The sequence below is a fragment of the Hassallia byssoidea VB512170 genome (genome assembly GCF_000817785.2).
In the GTDB taxonomy this organism is placed as follows: Bacteria; Cyanobacteriota; Cyanobacteriia; order Cyanobacteriales; family Nostocaceae; genus Hassallia; species Hassallia carrinoi.
Window position 1 is genome coordinate 139,125 of the sequence record NZ_JTCM02000006.1, and the last position, 17,643, is coordinate 156,767.

23 protein-coding genes are annotated in these 17,643 nt (G+C 41.9%); 16 read left to right on the forward strand and 7 right to left on the reverse strand.

The window, feature by feature from the left end:
* The first annotated feature begins 36 nt into the window (after positions 1-36).
* Both PI95_RS05155 and PI95_RS05160 read left to right on the forward strand, forming a co-directional pair.
* Complete coding sequence (locus tag PI95_RS05155; protein ID WP_039743837.1) at positions 37-435, forward strand: VOC family protein; 399 nt, start codon at positions 37-39, stop codon at positions 433-435.
* Between the two features lie 4 nt (positions 436-439).
* Complete coding sequence (locus PI95_RS05160) at positions 440-919, forward strand: GNAT family N-acetyltransferase (RefSeq protein ID WP_039743838.1); 480 nt, start codon at positions 440-442, stop codon at positions 917-919.
* A gap of 28 nt (positions 920-947) precedes the next feature.
* On the opposite strand, the gene PI95_RS05165 is transcribed toward PI95_RS05160, so the two are convergent.
* Positions 948-1,709: an SDR family oxidoreductase gene (locus tag PI95_RS05165; RefSeq protein ID WP_039743840.1), complete on the reverse strand. Its 762-nt coding sequence runs from the start codon at positions 1,707-1,709 to the stop codon at positions 948-950.
* 109 nt (positions 1,710-1,818) lie between these two features.
* Between PI95_RS05165 and PI95_RS37130 the strand changes: the two genes are divergently transcribed.
* Both PI95_RS37130 and PI95_RS05175 read left to right on the forward strand, forming a co-directional pair.
* Positions 1,819-2,544, forward strand: a complete 726-nt coding sequence (locus tag PI95_RS37130; protein WP_063842330.1) for a winged helix-turn-helix transcriptional regulator — start codon at positions 1,819-1,821, stop codon at positions 2,542-2,544.
* 162 nt (positions 2,545-2,706) lie between these two features.
* Positions 2,707-3,318, forward strand: a complete 612-nt coding sequence (locus tag PI95_RS05175; RefSeq protein WP_039743842.1) for a hypothetical protein — start codon at positions 2,707-2,709, stop codon at positions 3,316-3,318.
* Between the two features lie 132 nt (positions 3,319-3,450).
* On the opposite strand, the gene PI95_RS35055 is transcribed toward PI95_RS05175, so the two are convergent.
* Complete coding sequence (locus tag PI95_RS35055; RefSeq protein WP_201280298.1) at positions 3,451-3,798, reverse strand: hypothetical protein; 348 nt, start codon at positions 3,796-3,798, stop codon at positions 3,451-3,453.
* Between the two features lie 63 nt (positions 3,799-3,861).
* Positions 3,862-4,542, reverse strand: a complete 681-nt coding sequence (locus tag PI95_RS35060; RefSeq protein ID WP_336507024.1) for a CHAT domain-containing protein — start codon at positions 4,540-4,542, stop codon at positions 3,862-3,864.
* 346 nt (positions 4,543-4,888) lie between these two features.
* Between PI95_RS35060 and PI95_RS05185 the strand changes: the two genes are divergently transcribed.
* From PI95_RS05185 to PI95_RS05195, 3 genes are all read left to right on the forward strand, one after another.
* Positions 4,889-5,113 (forward strand): hypothetical protein, encoded by a 225-nt coding sequence (locus PI95_RS05185; protein WP_039743846.1) that lies wholly within the window; start codon positions 4,889-4,891, stop codon positions 5,111-5,113.
* A 212-nt stretch (positions 5,114-5,325) separates the two neighbouring features.
* Entirely contained in the window at positions 5,326-6,000 is a 675-nt protein-coding gene (locus PI95_RS05190) for a ComF family protein (protein WP_039744189.1), read from the forward strand.
* An 81-nt stretch (positions 6,001-6,081) separates the two neighbouring features.
* Positions 6,082-6,540 carry a PPC domain-containing protein gene (locus tag PI95_RS05195; protein WP_039744190.1) on the forward strand — a complete coding sequence of 153 codons (459 nt, stop codon included), beginning with the start codon at positions 6,082-6,084 and terminating at the stop codon, positions 6,538-6,540.
* A gap of 171 nt (positions 6,541-6,711) precedes the next feature.
* Here PI95_RS05195 and cobS read toward each other — a convergent pair whose 3' ends face one another.
* Positions 6,712-7,482 carry an adenosylcobinamide-GDP ribazoletransferase gene (gene cobS / locus PI95_RS05200; protein ID WP_039743848.1) on the reverse strand — a complete coding sequence of 257 codons (771 nt, stop codon included), beginning with the start codon at positions 7,480-7,482 and terminating at the stop codon, positions 6,712-6,714.
* A 426-nt stretch (positions 7,483-7,908) separates the two neighbouring features.
* On the opposite strand from cobS, the gene PI95_RS05205 reads away from it, so the two are divergent.
* The 6 genes from PI95_RS05205 to psbM all read left to right on the forward strand — a co-directional run bounded on the left by PI95_RS05205 (position 7,909) and on the right by psbM (position 10,798).
* Positions 7,909-8,361, forward strand: coding sequence for a hypothetical protein (locus tag PI95_RS05205; RefSeq protein ID WP_039743850.1), 453 nt, complete (start codon positions 7,909-7,911; stop codon positions 8,359-8,361).
* A gap of 237 nt (positions 8,362-8,598) precedes the next feature.
* Positions 8,599-9,717, forward strand: a complete 1,119-nt coding sequence (gene tgt / locus PI95_RS05210; protein ID WP_163518630.1) for a tRNA guanosine(34) transglycosylase Tgt — start codon at positions 8,599-8,601, stop codon at positions 9,715-9,717.
* Positions 9,717-9,869: a hypothetical protein gene (locus PI95_RS05215; protein WP_163518625.1), complete on the forward strand. Its 153-nt coding sequence runs from the start codon at positions 9,717-9,719 to the stop codon at positions 9,867-9,869. The genes tgt and PI95_RS05215 overlap by 1 nt, the downstream gene beginning before the upstream one ends.
* A gap of 65 nt (positions 9,870-9,934) precedes the next feature.
* Positions 9,935-10,072 carry a photosystem II reaction center protein K gene (locus PI95_RS05220; protein ID WP_006195022.1) on the forward strand — a complete coding sequence of 46 codons (138 nt, stop codon included), beginning with the start codon at positions 9,935-9,937 and terminating at the stop codon, positions 10,070-10,072.
* A gap of 197 nt (positions 10,073-10,269) precedes the next feature.
* The gene (locus PI95_RS05225; RefSeq protein WP_039743855.1) at positions 10,270-10,566 is read left to right on the forward strand and encodes a 2Fe-2S iron-sulfur cluster-binding protein; all 297 of its coding nucleotides are present in this window, start codon (positions 10,270-10,272) and stop codon (positions 10,564-10,566) included.
* A 115-nt stretch (positions 10,567-10,681) separates the two neighbouring features.
* Positions 10,682-10,798 (forward strand): photosystem II reaction center protein PsbM, encoded by a 117-nt coding sequence (psbM, locus tag PI95_RS05230; RefSeq protein WP_029637865.1) that lies wholly within the window; start codon positions 10,682-10,684, stop codon positions 10,796-10,798.
* 56 nt (positions 10,799-10,854) lie between these two features.
* Here the strand turns inward: psbM and PI95_RS05235 are convergent, their stop codons facing one another.
* The 3 genes from PI95_RS05235 to PI95_RS05245 form a co-directional block, all read right to left on the reverse strand.
* Positions 10,855-11,706, reverse strand: coding sequence for a universal stress protein (locus PI95_RS05235; protein WP_039744193.1), 852 nt, complete (start codon positions 11,704-11,706; stop codon positions 10,855-10,857).
* A gap of 408 nt (positions 11,707-12,114) precedes the next feature.
* Complete coding sequence (locus PI95_RS05240; RefSeq protein WP_163518626.1) at positions 12,115-14,217, reverse strand: M3 family metallopeptidase; 2,103 nt, start codon at positions 14,215-14,217, stop codon at positions 12,115-12,117.
* A gap of 574 nt (positions 14,218-14,791) precedes the next feature.
* The gene (locus PI95_RS05245; RefSeq protein WP_039743862.1) at positions 14,792-16,033 is read right to left on the reverse strand and encodes a Na/Pi cotransporter family protein; all 1,242 of its coding nucleotides are present in this window, start codon (positions 16,031-16,033) and stop codon (positions 14,792-14,794) included.
* Positions 16,034-16,497: 464 nt separating this feature from the next.
* Between PI95_RS05245 and PI95_RS36655 the strand changes: the two genes are divergently transcribed.
* The 3 genes from PI95_RS36655 to PI95_RS05255 all read left to right on the forward strand — a co-directional run bounded on the left by PI95_RS36655 (position 16,498) and on the right by PI95_RS05255 (position 17,319).
* Positions 16,498-16,590: a histidine phosphatase family protein gene (locus PI95_RS36655; protein ID WP_268896642.1), complete on the forward strand. Its 93-nt coding sequence runs from the start codon at positions 16,498-16,500 to the stop codon at positions 16,588-16,590.
* Positions 16,591-16,688: 98 nt separating this feature from the next.
* Positions 16,689-16,940, forward strand: a complete 252-nt coding sequence (locus PI95_RS36660) for a hypothetical protein (RefSeq protein ID WP_268896643.1) — start codon at positions 16,689-16,691, stop codon at positions 16,938-16,940.
* Between the two features lie 184 nt (positions 16,941-17,124).
* Complete coding sequence (locus tag PI95_RS05255; RefSeq protein WP_039743866.1) at positions 17,125-17,319, forward strand: hypothetical protein; 195 nt, start codon at positions 17,125-17,127, stop codon at positions 17,317-17,319.
* Positions 17,320-17,643 lie beyond the last annotated feature (324 nt).

Here is a 17,643-nt window from a genome sequence, read left to right on the forward strand (position 1 = left end):
TGTATAGTACATATGTACAATGCATAAGTCCTAAATATGACCCTCCAGTTCACATATGTAAGACTGCTAGTCTCTAATTTTGAGGCTTGTTTTATTTTTTATCGAGATATCATGGAATTTGATATCGGTTGGGGCGATGAAAATGGTGCGTATGCTGAGTTTAAAACCGGAAATACCAAGCTTGCTTTATTTAGACAACACTTAATGGCTGAAGCAGTTGGAAACGCTAATCAACCGTCTTCTCTGGAATGCCTTGATAGAAGTGCCTTGATTTTTGCAGTAGATAATGTCGATGAAACATATCAACAACTTACAAAAAAAGATGTAAGATTTGTGACTGAGCCATGCGATCGCCCAGACTGGGGAACTAGGACAGCGCACTTTCGCGATCCTGATGGAAATCTGATTGAAATTAATAGTAATTTAGGTTCCTAATTTCATGAGAGCCACTTATAAAGATTTTCTGATTCGTAACTGGGAAGAAGGCGATCGCACTCCCGCATCTGAAGTCATTCGTTCTGTATTATCAGAATACGGTTTGGGTTGGGAACCAAACGGTGCAGATCGAGATGTGTTGCAAGTCGAAGAATGCTACTTAGCAACAGGTGGCGAATTTTGGGTAATTGAACACCAAAATAAAATAGTCGGTACTGCCGCATACTACCCCATACATCGTGGGGAAAAAGCTGTAGAAATCAGGAAAATGTATCTTTTGCCCAGTGCGAGGGGTTTAGGATTGGGGAAATATTTGTTACAAAAGCTAGAAGAAGCGATCGCTTCTCGTGGTTTCCAGCAAATTTGGATTGAAACCGCTAGCGTGTTAGCCGAAGCTGTCAAACTGTATGAAAGCAGTGGCTACAAACAACCAACAGGTGTAGAAACCGCAAGATGCGATCGCGTTTATGTTAAACAGTTATAGTTCTTATACCCTTTCCCCCTCTTTTTCATTAAGCATCAGTACCTGCTAACACCATGCCAGGTAAAAAACCTGCCATATATTTCTCAGCACCTTTTGGATCGCTTAGTAATTGTGCAGAAACCTGTGTAGCCTGTTCCCCAGGATAAACATCCTCCACATCGTCAATAACTGCTTGTAGAGCAGCCCTGGCGACTTCCGCAGGTGCTACCTTGGGATTGGGCCATTCCTTCGCTAACTCAGTATCCACAGTTCCAGGCATCACGCCAACTACCAGGATACCCTGTGCTGCAAGTTCTGCCCGCACCCCTTGAGTCATCGATATAGCAGCTGCTTTAGAAGCGCTGTAAGAACCACTGAACGGCAAATTTACTTTTCCCAGCAGTGACAAAAGATTGACGATCGCACCCCCACCATTTTGTTTAAGGATAGGTGCAAAAGCACGACACATAGACAACATCCCAAAATAGTTGACCTCCATTTCTGCTCGCGCACTATCGATATCTGATGCAGCAATCAGTCCCTGATTGAGGGAGGTTCCCGCATTATTGATTACAAGACGAAGATCTTGACACTGAGTTGCTGCTGCTGCAACTGATTGAGGATTCGTCACATCCAATTCAATTGGGAAAACGCGAGCAGGATCGAGTGAAACAAGAGGGTTGAGTTTGCCAAGACTGCGAGCGCAAACATATATTTTTGCTACACCCAAATTCAGTAATTGCTCTACAAAGTGAGAACCGATCCCACCATTTGCGCCTGTGACTAATGCAACTACACCGCTAATTTGCATTTCCTGTTCTCCTTAAGGTATTTTGCCAGATAATGAACACCAGTAATTTTGGTTTTGGTGTCTTTAACGAGCCGATAAATTATAATATCCAAGGGTTAAAAGTTACCAAATGGATACTAATATCAAAAACTATTCCTGCCCTGTAGAAGTAACGATTGAAGCGATTGGTGGCAAGTGGAAATGTCTGATTCTTTGGTGGCTAAGACGGGATGCGAGGCGTTTTGGTGAGTTAAAGTTATTAATTTCCAACATTACACAGAAAGTCTTGACTCAACAATTGAGAGAATTAGAAAAAGAGGGTTTAATTTACAGAGAATCATTTCCAGAGTCACCACCTCGCGTAGAATATGCTCTCACCCCTCACGGTCAAACTTTCACTCCCATCACCGAATTAATGTGCGAATGGGGGAAAATACATCGAGTAGGGTATCAATTTAGTTACTGTCGTCTGGAAAACATGAAAGTTTTAGTTGTATCTCCTGAAGCTACAGCTATTTGCAGCAGCCTTGAAGAACACCATGCTATGGCGATCGCCCAAACAAATATTCAAGAGATACCCGATTTACTCAATCAAGTTCAACCCGATGCGATGCTAATCGATTTAACTTCCCTAAATGACAATGAAGCTGATTTACTGACAACTCAAGTCAAACTCAAACAAGTTGAGCAAAAATCGCGTAAGTCGATGGCAATGGTTGCGATCGTTCTAGGTAATGATTCTAAAGAACGTGGACGAGCATTTAAAATGGGGTTTGCTGTTCATATTCCCAAACCCGTTGAAACTATAGAAATGGTGTCTACCTTGGCTAGCTTACAGCGATTTTCACCTAAATGAACCACATTATTTTTATCTCACGCATACCGCTAAGGCGGAACCCGAAGGGTAGGCGCAAAGGCGAGGCAGTGCGTTGGACGGGTCTCCCGGCTTGAAGCAACTGCCGTCGCAAAGGAAGAAAAGTGTGGTCTAAATACATGAAAATTGCTGTAATTGGGAAACATGTGTAGGGGTTTGTATTTCGGCGCAACGCTAGAGAAACTTATCCTAGCTTATAAGCTGGCATTGCAGGTAACATTCCCAAGCCTACCGCAAAGATTATTTGAAGGTTTGAACTGGGGATTATTCTGGGGAATGTTTATAGGGTTGCTTGTTCATTGGACAGAGGGTATGCAAGGTCCAGAAATTGAAACGAAAATAAAGCCAAATCAGGGGATTTGGAAATCGGCTAGCAGTGCCATGTTTATTGGAATAATTGTTACTCTGGTGTTAGGAGTAGTTTTAGGACTACTTTTCGGACTAGCTTATTTGAATAATCAAAAACTATATGATTATAGGTTCTTTTGGGTATTTGCTGCACTCAGTTATGGAGCACTTATTGGACTAATTAATGGAGGGGGGCAAGCTTGTATCCGTCACTTTACTTTACGTTTTCTCCTTTGGCGCAAGGGCAACATTCCTTGGAATTATGTTCGCTTTCTTGACTATGCTACCGATCGCATCTTCCTGCAAAAAGTGGGGGGCGGCTACATCTTCATTCATCGAATGCTGATGGAGCATTTTGCCCAGATGAGTGGTCAAGAAGTAACGCAATTGACTACTGAGGAAGGTTAACAATATTTGATTTACCTTCAGGTCACGACCAGCTATTTCTCCAATCTGACCATTCTTAAGGAAAGCGCCATCTGAAATATTGAGGTTTTGATGTGGTCATTGGGAGCGTGTTCGCTCATAAACAAGACCCTTTCAGCTAAAAAAGCTTGCCGCTACACCCAGCCAAGGCAAAAGCTTAGTAATAATGGACTGAACTTTTTCCCAGATATTTGTTCCTGCTGTCACTGCTTCATTCGCTTGTTTGAGAACTTTTGTAGCTTTTTGCAAATTTTTAGCTACAAAATCCTTGTCAGGTTCCTTTTCCTGAACTTCTTCTTTAGCAGCTTCTAAGTGCTTAATTGCTTTTGAAGTTTGCGCCTCTGGTAGTTTTGAGTTGCGAAACAGTTCTTCAAGTTGGGCAATTAATTCAACTACATCTGTTTGGGTCAGCGGCTTTTCAGAATTACCTTGGTCAAGAAGCTGATTTTGGGTCACATTCATATCGCGACCCGCTTGACCTCCAATTTGGGCATTAGAAACCTGACCCCCACTGATGCTGAACGATTAAGAAGATTTTTCTTCTGACGCAGTTACTTTCGTTTCTTGCGTTTGCTGCTTTTGGTTACCCTGCGCTGCTTGTATTCCGTCATACATTGTTCCGCCACTTATGCTTTGGGAAATGCCACCATATCTAAGCTGTGAGTTGCTCTGTTCTTGAGTTTTAGATTTCCCGGACACTACTCCCCCTAAATTTGTTTCGAGTTCTGTTTGATTTCGACGCCTTCTGGCTTTGAGTACTGGAGTCTCTGACTCTGGAATTCCCTCAAGGTCAATAGAAGCGCAGCCTAGTTCAAAACAATTCTCGTAGGGTCTACCAGCCCCCAAAGCATCATAAAATCCAATCGCAAACTCAATTGCTGCCCTATCTCCAATTGCTCGATTCATGCCAATCACATAATCAATATGTTCGTGAATTGCTTGTGCTTGAGCTTCTGAATAACAAGCGTTGAGTAAAACACATTCAACAGAGTCCTGAAACGATTTAAATAGCCTTGCCAGAGACGCTGTAGTCACCAGTTGCACTTGCCCGGAATTATCCTCTAAGATTAATCCAGTGCTTCCTGAGCCATGTCCAGAAAAGTGAACTATGTGAGGCTGATAGTTTAATAACGCACGACGCAAGTCGTCAACTCGTACCGCCCACTCAGTGATGATTTTAAAATTATCTCTGTGTTTGGCTAACAAAAGCGCTGTCTCAATTTATCGCGTCTCTTCACCTAGGCGCAGGGGGCTTGCATTCTTGGGATTAGCTGATAATATTAAAATTTTTTTCAATTTTTTTATTTATTCGTAGTAATTATTTGGTATATAACTTCTGATACAGATTAAGTATACTATTTTCCCAATTTTTGAAATAATTTTGAACTTATCCTACTAATAATATTTTGTTAATCCAGATATGGATAGTAGCAAGGTCAATAAATGCGTCAAAGTAAACATTTTGACGTTCCCATCTGACGACCAGACGGCGGTATTTGCGCTCTCTTCCAAGCAAAACACCGCTCAGAAGTGAAATTTAGGAACAAAGATTTTGATTGGTCTTCCTCTGTTTTTCTTGGTTTTCCAGTTTATAAGCTTCCTTTCAAAGCGCGATCGCGCTTTTGATGTCCTTGTATATATTCAAATGTTCCGTCAGAACGCCATCGCTTTAACCATCGGTCGGATGAACTTTTTGATGCCCATGTATCCCCATGTGGTAAGTCACACCATCGACAAGATAGTAATCAGGATGTACAACAAACTATTTAATACATAACGATATGGTGCATGAGGCATTCCTTTTCCATGTTGGACGGTTCTTCAGGAAATATATCCTCAAATAGTTTCCATTCCAAGTCACTCAATCCTTTAAAACGCCCAGCCATAAACAGATACACCCTTCTCAAGATGATAAGTAAATTAGCGCATTTCGATATTAGTGGGATAGGTTCGACATATAATTTGCAAACGTATATCCTAACTTTGAAAATGCCAACCTGGACTAAAAATCTCAAAGGCTTACTCAACCTTTTTCTTGAATCTAATTGTCCTCTGTGCCAGCGCCAAACTTCTCAAGAATTTTGTCAATACTGTGTTAAACAGTTACATAGCTGTCATTTAGCCAAACCTAATAGTCGTTGGCAAGAATCAATACCAGTATTTGCTTGGGGGATGTATAGCGGTTCTTTAAAAAGAGCGATCGCCGCCATGAAATACGAAAATCACCCCCAAGTCGCCCGCCCTTTGGGACAATGGTTAGGCGAAGCATGGTTAAATTCACTTTCTTGTGACCGACGCTTAATAGTTGTTCCCATTCCACTTCACCCCAGTAAGCAAAAAAAACGCGGTTACAACCAAGCCGCGCTCATAGCAGAAAGCTTTTGCCAAACAACCGGGTTAAAATTAAAACAAAGTGGTTTGGCAAGAGTGCGAGAAACCGAAGCACAATTTGGTTTATCTGCATCTGGGCGAGAAAAAAACTTAGCAGAAGCTTTTGCTTTAGGGAAAGAATTTTCTCAGTGTCGCCCAGATGTGCCAGTGTTGTTAATTGACGACATTTACACTACTGGTGCTACTGCTAAATCTGCGATTTCAGCACTTCATCAATCTGGAATTGCCGTAGAGGGATTAGCAGCGGTTGCTACTGCTGTAAAAGAAAGATAAACAAAGAATATGTAGGCAAGCTATGCTTGAGAAATCTATAATTGACCAGATTATACTGTTTTTGTGGGAACACTGCTGGGAATGATAAGTAAAGCTTTCGGGGCAAGTTTGAGGCAAGTAATAATTGTTCCTGCTACATTGCTGGCAATTGGTATAAGTACAACAGCAGCTTTTGCTCAAAATAAGTTGTATACCCCTATACCTTTACCTAATACTGCGGAAATTTCTGATACGCTTTCAGATAAAGACATTCCCACCGGTCAAGGTGGATTCGCCCGTGATTACCTTGTGAGACTGACCAAGGGGGATAATCTCGCAGTTGATCTGTCCTCTGACAGCTTTGACGGCATCATCACACTGCTAGCTCCTGACGGATCGACAGTAGCAGAAAATGATGATGGTCCCGATGGTAGCAGTAATTCTCTGCTGTTTACCCGCGTTACAGAAACAGGAAATTACATCATTCGTGTCAGGTCTTTTGGAGAAACTGGAGTTGGCGCTTATAAACTCAAAGTGACAAAGTTGCAACCAGTTAAATAATTTTAGATTTTAGATTTTAGATTTTAGATGAAAAAAAATCCGTCTTGAAAAGCTTTGAGCAGACACCGTTCGCGCAGCGTCTTTGCGATTGAGAAGCTTTGAGCGGAGGTTTCCTCCGCTCAAACTTCACTCGTAACCTTCGCTCAAACTTTTCGCAAAATCCAAAATCGTTCACAGTGCGGTCAGTACACAGAGAAATAAGGCTTCAGTCCACTCAACGACTGCACCGTATGTATCTCCTGTATGTCCGCCTAATTTATGATTAAACCAAGCACCAGTCACAAAAGCGATCGCACTTCCTGCCAGTGTCATCCCTAGCGCAAAAAATAGGCGTTTGTCGATTAATATTTCTAAACCACTCAAACAACTCAGCAGCAATAATCCTGGTAAGCAATCAAAATAAGAACGAATTGCTTCTTTATGAAATGCGCCTTTACCAGTTAATTTGAGATAAGGATATTGAGCGATCGCCAAAATTTGCCCCCAACGTCCCCACCCACAAGCAGCCATCAAAACTAACCAGCGGTTTTGATGGATGTCTGTCAATGCGGTTGTTTTTAATAATAGCAAGGCGATCGCTGCCATTGCCCCAAACGCGCCTGTCGCACTATCTGCCATCACCGACAATCGTCGGTCTTTGTCACCTACCGCTAACCCATCAGCAGTATCCATTACTCCATCTAAATGCAGTCCTCCCGTAATCGCAATCCAAACACTAACTACCAACGCACTACGAGTTAATACTGGCATACCCAGATAATTTATCGCAGTATCAAATAGCCCCAAAATTCCCCCAATCATCAGCCCGATAGCCGGCGCAAAGCGTGCCACCTGCGAAAAGTCTAACTTGTCCAAATATGGCAAAGGTATTGTAGTATAAAATATCACTGAAGCTGCTATTTGGGATAAACTTTTTTTCCACCATTGCTCTTCATTAGTCATATTTATTACCTTAGTTCTTAGTCATTAATCATTAGCATTTTTACAGATGACAAATGACAAAAAATAAAGGACAAATGAAGAATGACGCTGAAAATTCCGGCACAGGGAGCAGCATCAAATTTTAAAGCTTTAAATAAGATTTAGTAGCATACCGGAATTCTCCCAGAAAATTTTGTTATGCTTATGTCAGTGGTTAACTAGAAATGCATAGTATAAAAATAAACTTAATTCCTCTTTTACGAAGTAGCAATTTAATCAGTAGCAGTGACGTTGTACCGATTTTCAACTAATAACTTATTTCAAATTATTAGTTGTCACCCCACAAAGAAGTTGATAATTATTTAAATGTAGGGTTTAGCTGCATCTGTTCAATTGACTGTTTAGCTGTGTTGTACTTCACCTTCAAAGCACTCAAGCTATTTAATTATGAGCCACCATCTACCCGACACCAAGATACCAGCTCCGTGCATCATTAACACGGGCGTAATTGTAAATAAGCTCGATATACGACGATTGTTGACGGATTTAGGTCGCGTCCACTACATTTACACCCAAGATGGCAAATTGCAGAGCAAGGGTGACGGGGATGTAATGGAAGTCTTCGCGAATCCGCAACGGTCTACGCTAGTAGCTAACCATGCTCTTTATTTAAATGTTTATAGCTTCGATTATTTGGAATTAAAACAGTCTCCGCAGCAGCAAAGCTTTTTTGATTTGGTGCAGGAAGGAACTTGTTTGCGACTTATTCCTTTGTCTACCCCTTTACAAGAGCGACGCGATCGCAACTTGAATGTCAGCACCATTGAAGCCATGATGGAGCAGGTACTATCAGCAAGGTGGGATGCGGAAATTGACGATGACAGTTCTGATTCGTTTTAGATTCATTAGTCAAGAGTCTTAAGTCAAGACTTAAATCCCCCTTGTCTCCACGCCAGTCGCACGCGGCTGTGCTACAACGGGGCGGCACGTTTTGGGGGGAAGCTTCCCCCCAAAAGCTGCCTTGGGAACCCCCGCAACGCACTGGCTCCGATGGCGTTCGTGACCTCCGCACAGCGCTGGCTCCCCCTCCCCCTTGTCTCCTTGTCTCCTTGTCTCCCCCTCCCCCCCTCTCCTATCTTGAGTTCCACATTCTCTTTTCAATGCCTTGCTTGCTGTAGCCAGACAAAAGCGCGGGTTGGGGTGTTTTCTACGCCTCATGGTATCGTTGAAACTCCACGGTTTATGCCAGTGGGAACCCTCGCAAATGTCAAAACCTTGACACCTGCCCAATTAAAGGAAACTGGGGCGCAAATGGTGTTATCAAATACTTATCATCTCCACCTCCAACCTGGTGAAAAAATTGTGGCTGGGGGTGGAGGGTTGCATAAGTTTATGGGCTGGAATGGTCCAATGCTGACAGATTCTGGTGGGTTTCAAGTTTTCAGCTTGAGCGAAATGCGAAAAATTACTGAAGATGGTGTAATATTCCGCTCACCTCACGATGGTCAGATTATTAACTTAACACCAGAGCGCTCAATCGAGATTCAGAATACTCTGGGAGCGGATGTGATTATGGCGTTTGATGAATGTCCACCTTATCCAGCTACTCGCCAAGAGGTCCAAGCAGCCACAGCGCGTACTTATCGCTGGTTACAACGTTGTATTGCAGCGCATCAACGTAGCGATCAGGCGTTGTTTGGTATTGTACAGGGAGGCGTGTATTTAGATTTGCGTTCTCAAGCGGCTGTGGCTTTGGCTGAGTTAGATTTGCCCGGATATGCGATTGGTGGTGTGAGTGTGGGAGAACCGCCAGAATTAATTGCGAGTATTGTCCAAGCGACAGCGCCACTTTTACCGCCAGATAAGCCGCGTTATTTGATGGGTGTAGGTACTTATCGAGAGATGGCGATCGCCATCGCTTCTGGTGTAGATTTATTTGATTGCGTGATTCCTACTCGTTGGGCGAGACATGGTACGGCGATGGTAAAAGGCGATCGCTGGAATTTGAAAAATGCTAAATTTCGTGAAGATTTTACGCCATTAGATGAAACTTGTGCTTGTTACACTTGCCAAAACTTTACCCGTGCGTATATATCTCATTTAGTGCGATCGCAAGAAATTTTGGCTTACACTTTGTTGAGTATTCACAACATCAGCGAACTGATACGTTTTACGCAAAAGATAAGAGAGGCTATTTTAGGCGATCGCTTCACGAAAGAATTCGCTCACTGGCTTACTCCTGGGGAAATGGGGTAATGGGGAGACAGGGGGACAAAGGGACAAGGGGGACAAGGAGACAAGGAGGACGACTTGGGGGACAATTTCTTTCTATTACCCATTACCTATTACCTATTACCTATTCCCAATGCCCAATGCCCAATACCCATCAACTAACAATTAACAACTGAACCAATGCGTGTTAAGATATTTCTCAATTATGAAAGCTGTGTTGGATAGGTGGATTTAAACGAACATGGAAGCTGCACTATTATTAGCAAAATTGCCGGAAGCTTACCAAATTTTCGACCCATTGGTAGATGTTCTACCAGTCATTCCCGTTTTCTTTTTGTTGCTAGCTTTCGTTTGGCAAGCAGCGGTGGGTTTTAGGTAAGCTAAATATTTGGCTTTGGTGGTAACGCCACAATTGAGTTAGATTTTACGGGACAGGCAACATGCCTGTCTTATTTTTTGGATAACCATCTTTGATTAAATTTATATTTATTAATATTTCGTAATATTTCTATATAATGAGTAAGATACACCAATCAAGCCAAATCAACACTCTGCCTTGAAAGTCACTAAACAGCAATGGGTAACATCAAATTCGTTAAAGAGAATAAAGAAGTAATAGCAGCAAATGGTGCTAATCTGCGGCTTAAAGCCATGCAAAACAACATTGACATCTATAAATTTATCGGCAAAATGACGAATTGTGGCGGTGGTGGTAATTGCGGCACTTGTATTGTTGAGATTGTTGAAGGAATGGAAAATCTTTCACCCCGCACCGATACAGAAAAACGGATATTGAAGAAAAAGCCGGAAAATTACCGTTTAGCTTGTCAAACTGTGGTTAATGGTGCAGTCAGCGTAGCCACAAAGCCTTAAGATTTCGGTTCTTGGGGCGTAACTAATGAACGTAAGTAAAAATTTGGGCTGACTCGGACGTGTATAATGCTATTCTAAAGTTGTTGACCGGAAATAAAAGAGAGGCTATCTTGCCATGCAAGTTAATGAGTTAGGGTTCGTAGCGAGCATTTTGTTCGTACTAGTTCCCGCCGTGTTTTTACTCATTCTTTACATCCAAACTGCCAGCCGCGAAGGTGGAAAAGATAATTAAGATTTGTATAAAATAAAGAACCCCTGCACTTGTAGTGTGGGGGTTTCTATTGATGCTTAAGCTTCGGTTCTGGCTAGCAATACCGGACAAGTAGCATTAACGCGAACGTAGTCAGATAAAGAAGCGCCTATAAGTCTGTCTATATCTACAAAACTCTTGGCAATTGAAGGACGGCGATCGGGCGAACCGAGTAATAATAAGTCTACGTTCAATTCTTCTGCCAAACGACAAATTTCTTCACCGGGTTTGCCACTGCTAGTATAACAACGAGCAGGTACAGCATATCTTTGGGCTTCTGCAACTGCCGCTGCAAAAACTGGATTTTTTTCGGAACTAACTTCGGTTATTTCCGATGATTTACCGCGTAAATCTGTATCAACATTAGCAAGAATTAACTGACCGCCGGGAATACCTTGCAATAAGAATGTAGCCAATTTTAAGCAGTGTTTTGCAGCATCAGATTTATCCATCGCCACCATAATGCGCTTAATATTTTTGACATAAATGTCATCTTTTACCAGCAACATCGGGCGAGAAGATAACTGAAAAACGTACTGACTAACTGAGTTTGATAAAATCGATTGCAGTCGCTTCAATCCGCGTGAACCCATAATTATCAAATCAGCGTCGATTTCATCGGCGACTTGACAAACTACATCTTTGGGATCTCCTTGCCGCAAAATTGAAGAAATCTGGCTAGGATCTAAATTTAAAGTTTGAATCGCATTAGCTAATATTCTACCACCTTCTTCCCACTTAGCTGTCATTGCTTCAGTGGTAGTTTTTCCCGGTACAACGTGCAAAACTGTAACTTTTGCCTTTTGGATGGATGGCAATTGTGTTAAAGTTTTTAACATTTCTTCAGCGTGCCCCAATCCAGAGACAGCTAGCAAAATTTTTTGGATCATGTTACCTTCTGTTGTTAAGTTTGCTATGGTTTTCACCGCTTTGCTCAACAACCTAGCAAGTAAATCGGTACAAATAAACGTTTGTCATTGGGTTTGAAATATATGACAAAGAGCTATCGATAAGTTATATTTATTTGCACCCAGTTACTTAAATTATCAACTAGGCTCCTAAGGATTAAGCATACTTCCAATTTTGCACTCTTAAGTTAACTATTTATAATTATTTTTATTAGTTTTAATCTATGTTAATTATTCTTAATTAAAAAATGGTTAAATATTGCAAACAAGTACCAAAAGAAAGTAAATAAATTAACGTTTTATGCTTAATAAAAAGTTAATTTATTCACCTTCAAGCTGGAAGCCTGAAGCTATACGAACAAAGCCCGCCTAGGCGGGCTAATTAGAGGATTAAGCAGCCATTAAACCATTATGCTTAAGTAAGGCTGCTGTACTCGGTTCGCGTCCTCGGAAGGATTTAAATACCTCCATCGGATGTTTGCTACCACCAAGAGCCAGTACTGTATCGCGGTAGCGTTTGCCAGTAGCTTTGATTACTTGCTCATCTTCTATGCCTGCTTCTTCAAAAGCGGCAAAAGCATCAGCACTGAGGACTTCTGCCCATTTATAGCTGTAATAACCAGCCGCATATCCACCAGCAAAGATGTGTCCAAAAGCGCATAAAAATGCGTCTTCGGGGAGTGGTGGTAAAACGGTTGTGGTTTTGGCTAGGCGATCGCGTACATCCTTAGCAGTTTCATTTCCGCCTGGACGATAGCGGTAGTGCAATTCCAAATCCAACATGCTAAAGTGCAGTTGTCTGAGCATACCACTACCACTCATGTAATTCTTTGCTGCCAACAGCTTTTGATAATAATGCTCTGGTAGCGTCTCGCCAGTTTCGTAATGCTTTGCCATCCCAAACAAAGTTGGTCTTTCATAGCACCAGTTTTCCATAAACTGGCTAGGTAATTCCACCGCATCCCATTCTACATTATTAATGCCTGCCGCACTGCTGTAATCTACCTTCGTTAGCATGTGGTGCAAACCATGACCGAACTCGTGAAATAAAGTTTCGACTTCATTAAAAGTCATTAAACTCGGCTTGCCATCGACAGGGGGAGTTTGATTGCATACCAAATACGCTACAGGTAAACGAGTATTAGTTACCCCCTGAGCTTTGATTTTCCCACGATTGATGCAGGTATCCATCCAAGCACCGCCGCGCTTTTCTGCGGGACGGCTGTAAGCATCTAAGTAGAAGTAAGCTATAGGATTACCCGTTTCATCAGCAATTTGGAAATAACGTACATCTTCATGCCATACTGGAGCTTGTCCATCGGCAGGAGTGACAGTCACGCCAAATAGCCGTTTCACTAACCCAAATAAACCATCTAGCACTTGGGGAAGCGGAAAATAAGGACGTAACTCTTCAGCTGTGAAAGCAAATTTTTCTTCTCGTTGACGTTCAGCCCAAAAGCTGATATCCCAATGCTTCAAATCATTCGCTTCTGCTGCACCCTTCTTTGCTGCAAAAGCTTTGAGTTCTTCTAAGTCTTTAACAGCAGCATCGTAACTTGCACGACGTAATTCTTCTAAAAGCGCTTCTGCTGCTTCAACATTCGGAGCCATTTTACTGGCTAAACTCAACTCAGCGAAAGTTTTAAAGCCGAGTAAGTTTGCTAGTTCTTGACGCAACTCCAAAGTGCGCTCAATTAGCGGGTTGTTATCCAACTCCCCAGAGTCAGCGCGAGTGATAAAGCCTTTGTAAAGCTGTTCTCGCAAATCGCGGCGGGTGCTGTGCTGCATGAAAGGACTATAACTCGGAAAGTCCAAAGTGATGCGCCAAGGACCGTTTTCGGGTGTAGCGTTTTCTGCACCTTCAGAGCGTGCAGCTTGTGCGGCAAGACTGAGTAAACTCGGTGGTAAGCCGTCAATTTCTGCTTTAGTTGTGAAAGTTAAACTGAAGGCTTTAGTAGCATCGAGTACATGGTTAGAAAACTTGGTCGAAAGTTCCGCTAACTCCATCTGAATAGCGTTGAAACGCTCTTTCGCTTCACCTTGCAACCCGACACCGGAAAGTTCTGCATCTCGAATTGAAGCTTCGATGATGCGCTGTTGAGCAGAATCTAAAGTTGCCCAAGTATTACTTTGCCGTAGTGTTTTAAAAGTATTGTAGATAGCTTGACTTTGACCAAGCTTGTTGACAAACTGCACGACATCTGGTTGAACAGTTTCATAAGCTTCGCGCAGTTCTGGGCTATTTTTTACGCCCATTAAATGGCTGACTATGCCCCAACTCCAATTTAGGCGTTCTGTTAAATGTTCTAAAGGTTCTACTAAACCGCTCCAAGATGGTTCTATCTTAGTTTCTAAGGTGGCAAGTTCTGTGTCTAATTCTGCCAGGAGTTGTTTGAAGGCTGGGACTACCTGTTCTGGGGAAATGTCAAAAAAAGGAGGTAAGCCGTAGCCTTTCAGTAAGGGATTTTGAGAAATAGTGGCGTTTGCACTCATGGTTTTGTGTGAGTTGCGAGTAAATAAGGGCGATTTTTATCTATATATCTTCAGTCTAGTAAGTTGAGAGAATGATTGAAGACGGTTTTTACGATTTATGCTTTCCTTGTAATGTAGCGATCGCCGTTTAATTTGAGTGCAGCATCCCAATGAAAGCACCGACAATAAAAAAGGATGCAGAAAAGCAAATGGTAGGTCTGACTCCTCAATTTCCCAAAAAACCCTCGTACAGACGTTTTAGACCGAACGTCTCTACAATTGTTTGGAATGACGAAAAATTGTTCTGTGAGGGGCTATACCCCTGATTTACTCCTCTGTATCTACGCTTTTGGTTACTAACATCGCGCTTTTGGTTACTAACATCGCGCTTTTGGTTACTAACATCACGCTTTTGGTTACTAACATCGCGCTTTTGGTTACTAACATCATGCTTTTGGTTACTAACATCGCATATCTTGCACCTACACCCTTCTAGGATACAGAACAGCGAATAATAGGTTTGACCCCTGATTCGCGCTTCTGTATCGTGAAGGGTGCGGCTATAGAGACAGGCTTCCAGCCTGTAGGTATTTTTTTATTTTGCTAAAGCTTCAGCTTGGCGATCGCCTTTTTGTTTATCAGGAATCAGCTTTTCCAATCCACGGGCAATCAACGGGAGAAATCCAATTACTAATACTACGCCCAATATGTTAAATATTATCTGAGCATTGGCAATTTGACGAGCAATGTCGTCCCCCGCACCCAGCATTGTTGAAAGCCATTTAGCGAGTGTTGCTAATTGTGCCGCAAATACAACTCCCACAGCAGCGCAAACAAGATTAAAAATTAAATGAAACACACCAGTTCTTATTGCTGGGCGATCGCGTCCAATCGTAGCTACTAGTGTATCAGCACATGTACCAACTTCCGCGCCCAGCATCAATGCTATCCCTGCGGGTAAGGAAATTAAACCTTGACTAGCCAAAGTCACGATAATCGCAACCGTAGCGGAGGAAGATTGAACTAAGATTGTAAACAATGCCCCAACTCCCGCACCGAGTAGCGTGTTATCCCCCAAGGTTTCCATCCATTTGATAAATGGCTGATATTCTTCAAAAGGTTCCATTGCCTTTTCAATTGTGTCAAGACCAAAGAATAACAAGCCGATACCAAGTACAATTAAACCGATTTGCTTCCAGCGTTCGGTTTTACCGAGAAAAATCAACAAAAAGCCTGCAAACATCGCAATCGGAGCATATTCATTAATTTTGAAAGCGACAATTTGGGCGCCAATTGTCGTGCCGATGTTTGAACCTAAAACGACACCGAGAGATTGCACAGACGATAATAATTCAGCACTAACCATCGCGATGACGATGATGATTGTTACTGAGGATGAATCTAATATCGTTGTTGCTACCGCGCCGGTTGCTACTCCAGCATAGCGATTGGTGGTGAACTTGCTAATTAATTCTTTGGCGCGATCGCCTGCGATCGCTTCCAATCCCTCTGCCATTCTTGTCACCCCATATAAAAAAAGCACTAGTCCCGCTAGCGCACCTGTTATCATTTTGAAAATATCCAGTTTTCCTGGTTTTTCACCTTCAGATTTACTACTTTTTTCTTCTTCGGAATTCTTATCTTGATTGCTTTGTTTCGGTTGCGCTTCTTGTACCCCAGCCTGAGTTTGAGCGTTAGCACTAACTTCTAAAACTGGTTTGTTAAACCAATGTAAATTATCTTCAACTACAGACGGTGCAATTACCAAACCCGAAACTAAAATACATAATATTAACAATTTAGGCAGTCTTTGATTTGACTTCTTTGAGAAAAACATAATACTTCCTCAAACATATCATTTAATACGCAATCTCAAACATGATAAATATCTATTGATGAGAGTTTCAAAAATAACCGGAACAAACATCAATATGCTGTTATGCACAAAAAATGGTGATGATATTACTTAAATGCAGATGTTGTCTTTTGCCAAAAGATCATTCATTTTTTTTATCATCAGTAGACAATAATATTTTTGCATTAATTAAGCTTTACTTTCTTACACCTTGAGAGGTAAATTCCAGATAAATGCATAGTTTGATGAAAATTTAAAAATAGCTTAAACAAATATTAACCCGAACAATTGAAAATAGTTTTATCAAAATAATGATTAATTGTTTTTCCAACAGCCCTTTCTGTGATTTAATCAAATAATAAAGTAATGAAAATCTCTCCCAATCCCTAATCCTTATATGATGAAGCGGTGGATTATGCCGTAAAGATAAACCTCAAGTTGAATTAATGGCAAAGTTAATTTTGATTCGTCACGGTCAAAGTACTTGGAATGCTGTAAACAAGTTTACAGGTTGGGTAGATGTGCCTTTGAGCAATTAGATGAACGTTATTACGGTGTTTTGCAAGGATTAAACAAAACCCAGACAGCACAAAAGTTTGGTCTAGACTTAGTTTACCAATGGCGCAGATGATTTTCCTTGCGCCCTCCAGGTGGTGAAAGTTTGGAAGATACATTAAAGCGATCGCTTCCCTTTTTGGTGCAGTTGCATTTTGACTCACCTCAAACACGGCGACAATATTGTAGTGGCAGCAAATCGGTAACTCTTTACGCTACTTTGCAACTTCAAGCTAATGTGAACTGGCAAGCGGTGGTATTACCAGGTTTAGTGCATGGCTTCACCAATCCACAATCAGGTAACGACCCCTCCAAGATAGTAGCTTACAACTAAGACAACACGAGCGATCGTGCCGAGCAATAAAGCATTTTTTTGCCCAAATATTTCAATATAAGTGAGTTTTATATCATCCTTCCGACAGATGGAGGAATCAGCCAAAACTACATTTTAGAGAGATGAAATTGCACTTCCTATCTTCTTAAAATGATGCTAAAGAATAAACAATAGGAATGTAACCATGTCGGAAGAAGAAAAGACCAAAACTCCAGATAACACAGCAGATGCATCAGGTGGCTATCAAACCACCATCGACGAAGAAACCCGCAAGACTGGCGTTGCTGCTGAGGATGATGTTAAGTCTACGGCAAGACCAGAAGCACCGGAAAATGATTCAGTACCAGGCAGCCCGAATCAGGGAACTGAATCGCGTTAAATTGTGCCGGAACTGTGTAAAGTAGAAGCAGTTTGATGCAAAAAATTACGAGTGGAGATGCGTTGCAATAGCGACAATCATCCACTCGATTTTTATAAATGCGATCGCCTCATATATATCAGGACTTACGGAAAAACTCTCCGAAACTCTCAACTTCTGTGTCCTCTGCGTCCCCTGCAATAACCCACGACGTGCGATTCGTTGAAAGCTGAATCACGGTAACCAGCCCGGCGCGACCTGAAATGGTCGTTTAGTAAGCGGAGGCTTCTCCGCCAAGGGATTCACACCCCTTGCCCTCACGTAAAAGACTCATTCGAGTCCGGT

Excerpts from the sequence above, each read along its gene's own strand:
- PI95_RS05155 (WP_039743837.1), top strand. The coding sequence starts at position 37 with ATGACCCTCCAGTTCACATATGTAAGACTGCTAGTCTCTAATTTTGAG.
- PI95_RS05160 (WP_039743838.1), top strand. The coding sequence starts at position 440 with ATGAGAGCCACTTATAAAGATTTTCTGATTCGTAACTGGGAAGAAGGC.
- PI95_RS05165 (WP_039743840.1), bottom strand. The coding sequence starts at position 1,709 with ATGCAAATTAGCGGTGTAGTTGCATTAGTCACAGGCGCAAATGGTGGG.
- PI95_RS37130 (WP_063842330.1), top strand. The coding sequence starts at position 1,819 with ATGGATACTAATATCAAAAACTATTCCTGCCCTGTAGAAGTAACGATT.
- PI95_RS05175 (WP_039743842.1), top strand. The coding sequence starts at position 2,707 with ATGTGTAGGGGTTTGTATTTCGGCGCAACGCTAGAGAAACTTATCCTA.
- PI95_RS35055 (WP_201280298.1), bottom strand. The coding sequence starts at position 3,798 with ATGAATGTGACCCAAAATCAGCTTCTTGACCAAGGTAATTCTGAAAAG.
- PI95_RS05190 (WP_039744189.1), top strand. The coding sequence starts at position 5,326 with ATGCCAACCTGGACTAAAAATCTCAAAGGCTTACTCAACCTTTTTCTT.
- PI95_RS05195 (WP_039744190.1), top strand. The coding sequence starts at position 6,082 with ATGATAAGTAAAGCTTTCGGGGCAAGTTTGAGGCAAGTAATAATTGTT.
- cobS (WP_039743848.1), bottom strand. The coding sequence starts at position 7,482 with ATGACTAATGAAGAGCAATGGTGGAAAAAAAGTTTATCCCAAATAGCA.
- PI95_RS05205 (WP_039743850.1), top strand. The coding sequence starts at position 7,909 with ATGAGCCACCATCTACCCGACACCAAGATACCAGCTCCGTGCATCATT.
- PI95_RS05215 (WP_163518625.1), top strand. The coding sequence starts at position 9,717 with ATGGGGAGACAGGGGGACAAAGGGACAAGGGGGACAAGGAGACAAGGA.
- PI95_RS05220 (WP_006195022.1), top strand. The coding sequence starts at position 9,935 with ATGGAAGCTGCACTATTATTAGCAAAATTGCCGGAAGCTTACCAAATT.
- PI95_RS05225 (WP_039743855.1), top strand. The coding sequence starts at position 10,270 with ATGGGTAACATCAAATTCGTTAAAGAGAATAAAGAAGTAATAGCAGCA.
- psbM (WP_029637865.1), top strand. The coding sequence starts at position 10,682 with ATGCAAGTTAATGAGTTAGGGTTCGTAGCGAGCATTTTGTTCGTACTA.
- PI95_RS05235 (WP_039744193.1), bottom strand. The coding sequence starts at position 11,706 with ATGATCCAAAAAATTTTGCTAGCTGTCTCTGGATTGGGGCACGCTGAA.
- PI95_RS05240 (WP_163518626.1), bottom strand. The coding sequence starts at position 14,217 with ATGAGTGCAAACGCCACTATTTCTCAAAATCCCTTACTGAAAGGCTAC.
- PI95_RS05245 (WP_039743862.1), bottom strand. The coding sequence starts at position 16,033 with ATGTTTTTCTCAAAGAAGTCAAATCAAAGACTGCCTAAATTGTTAATA.
- PI95_RS36655 (WP_268896642.1), top strand. The coding sequence starts at position 16,498 with ATGGCAAAGTTAATTTTGATTCGTCACGGTCAAAGTACTTGGAATGCT.
- PI95_RS05255 (WP_039743866.1), top strand. The coding sequence starts at position 17,125 with ATGTCGGAAGAAGAAAAGACCAAAACTCCAGATAACACAGCAGATGCA.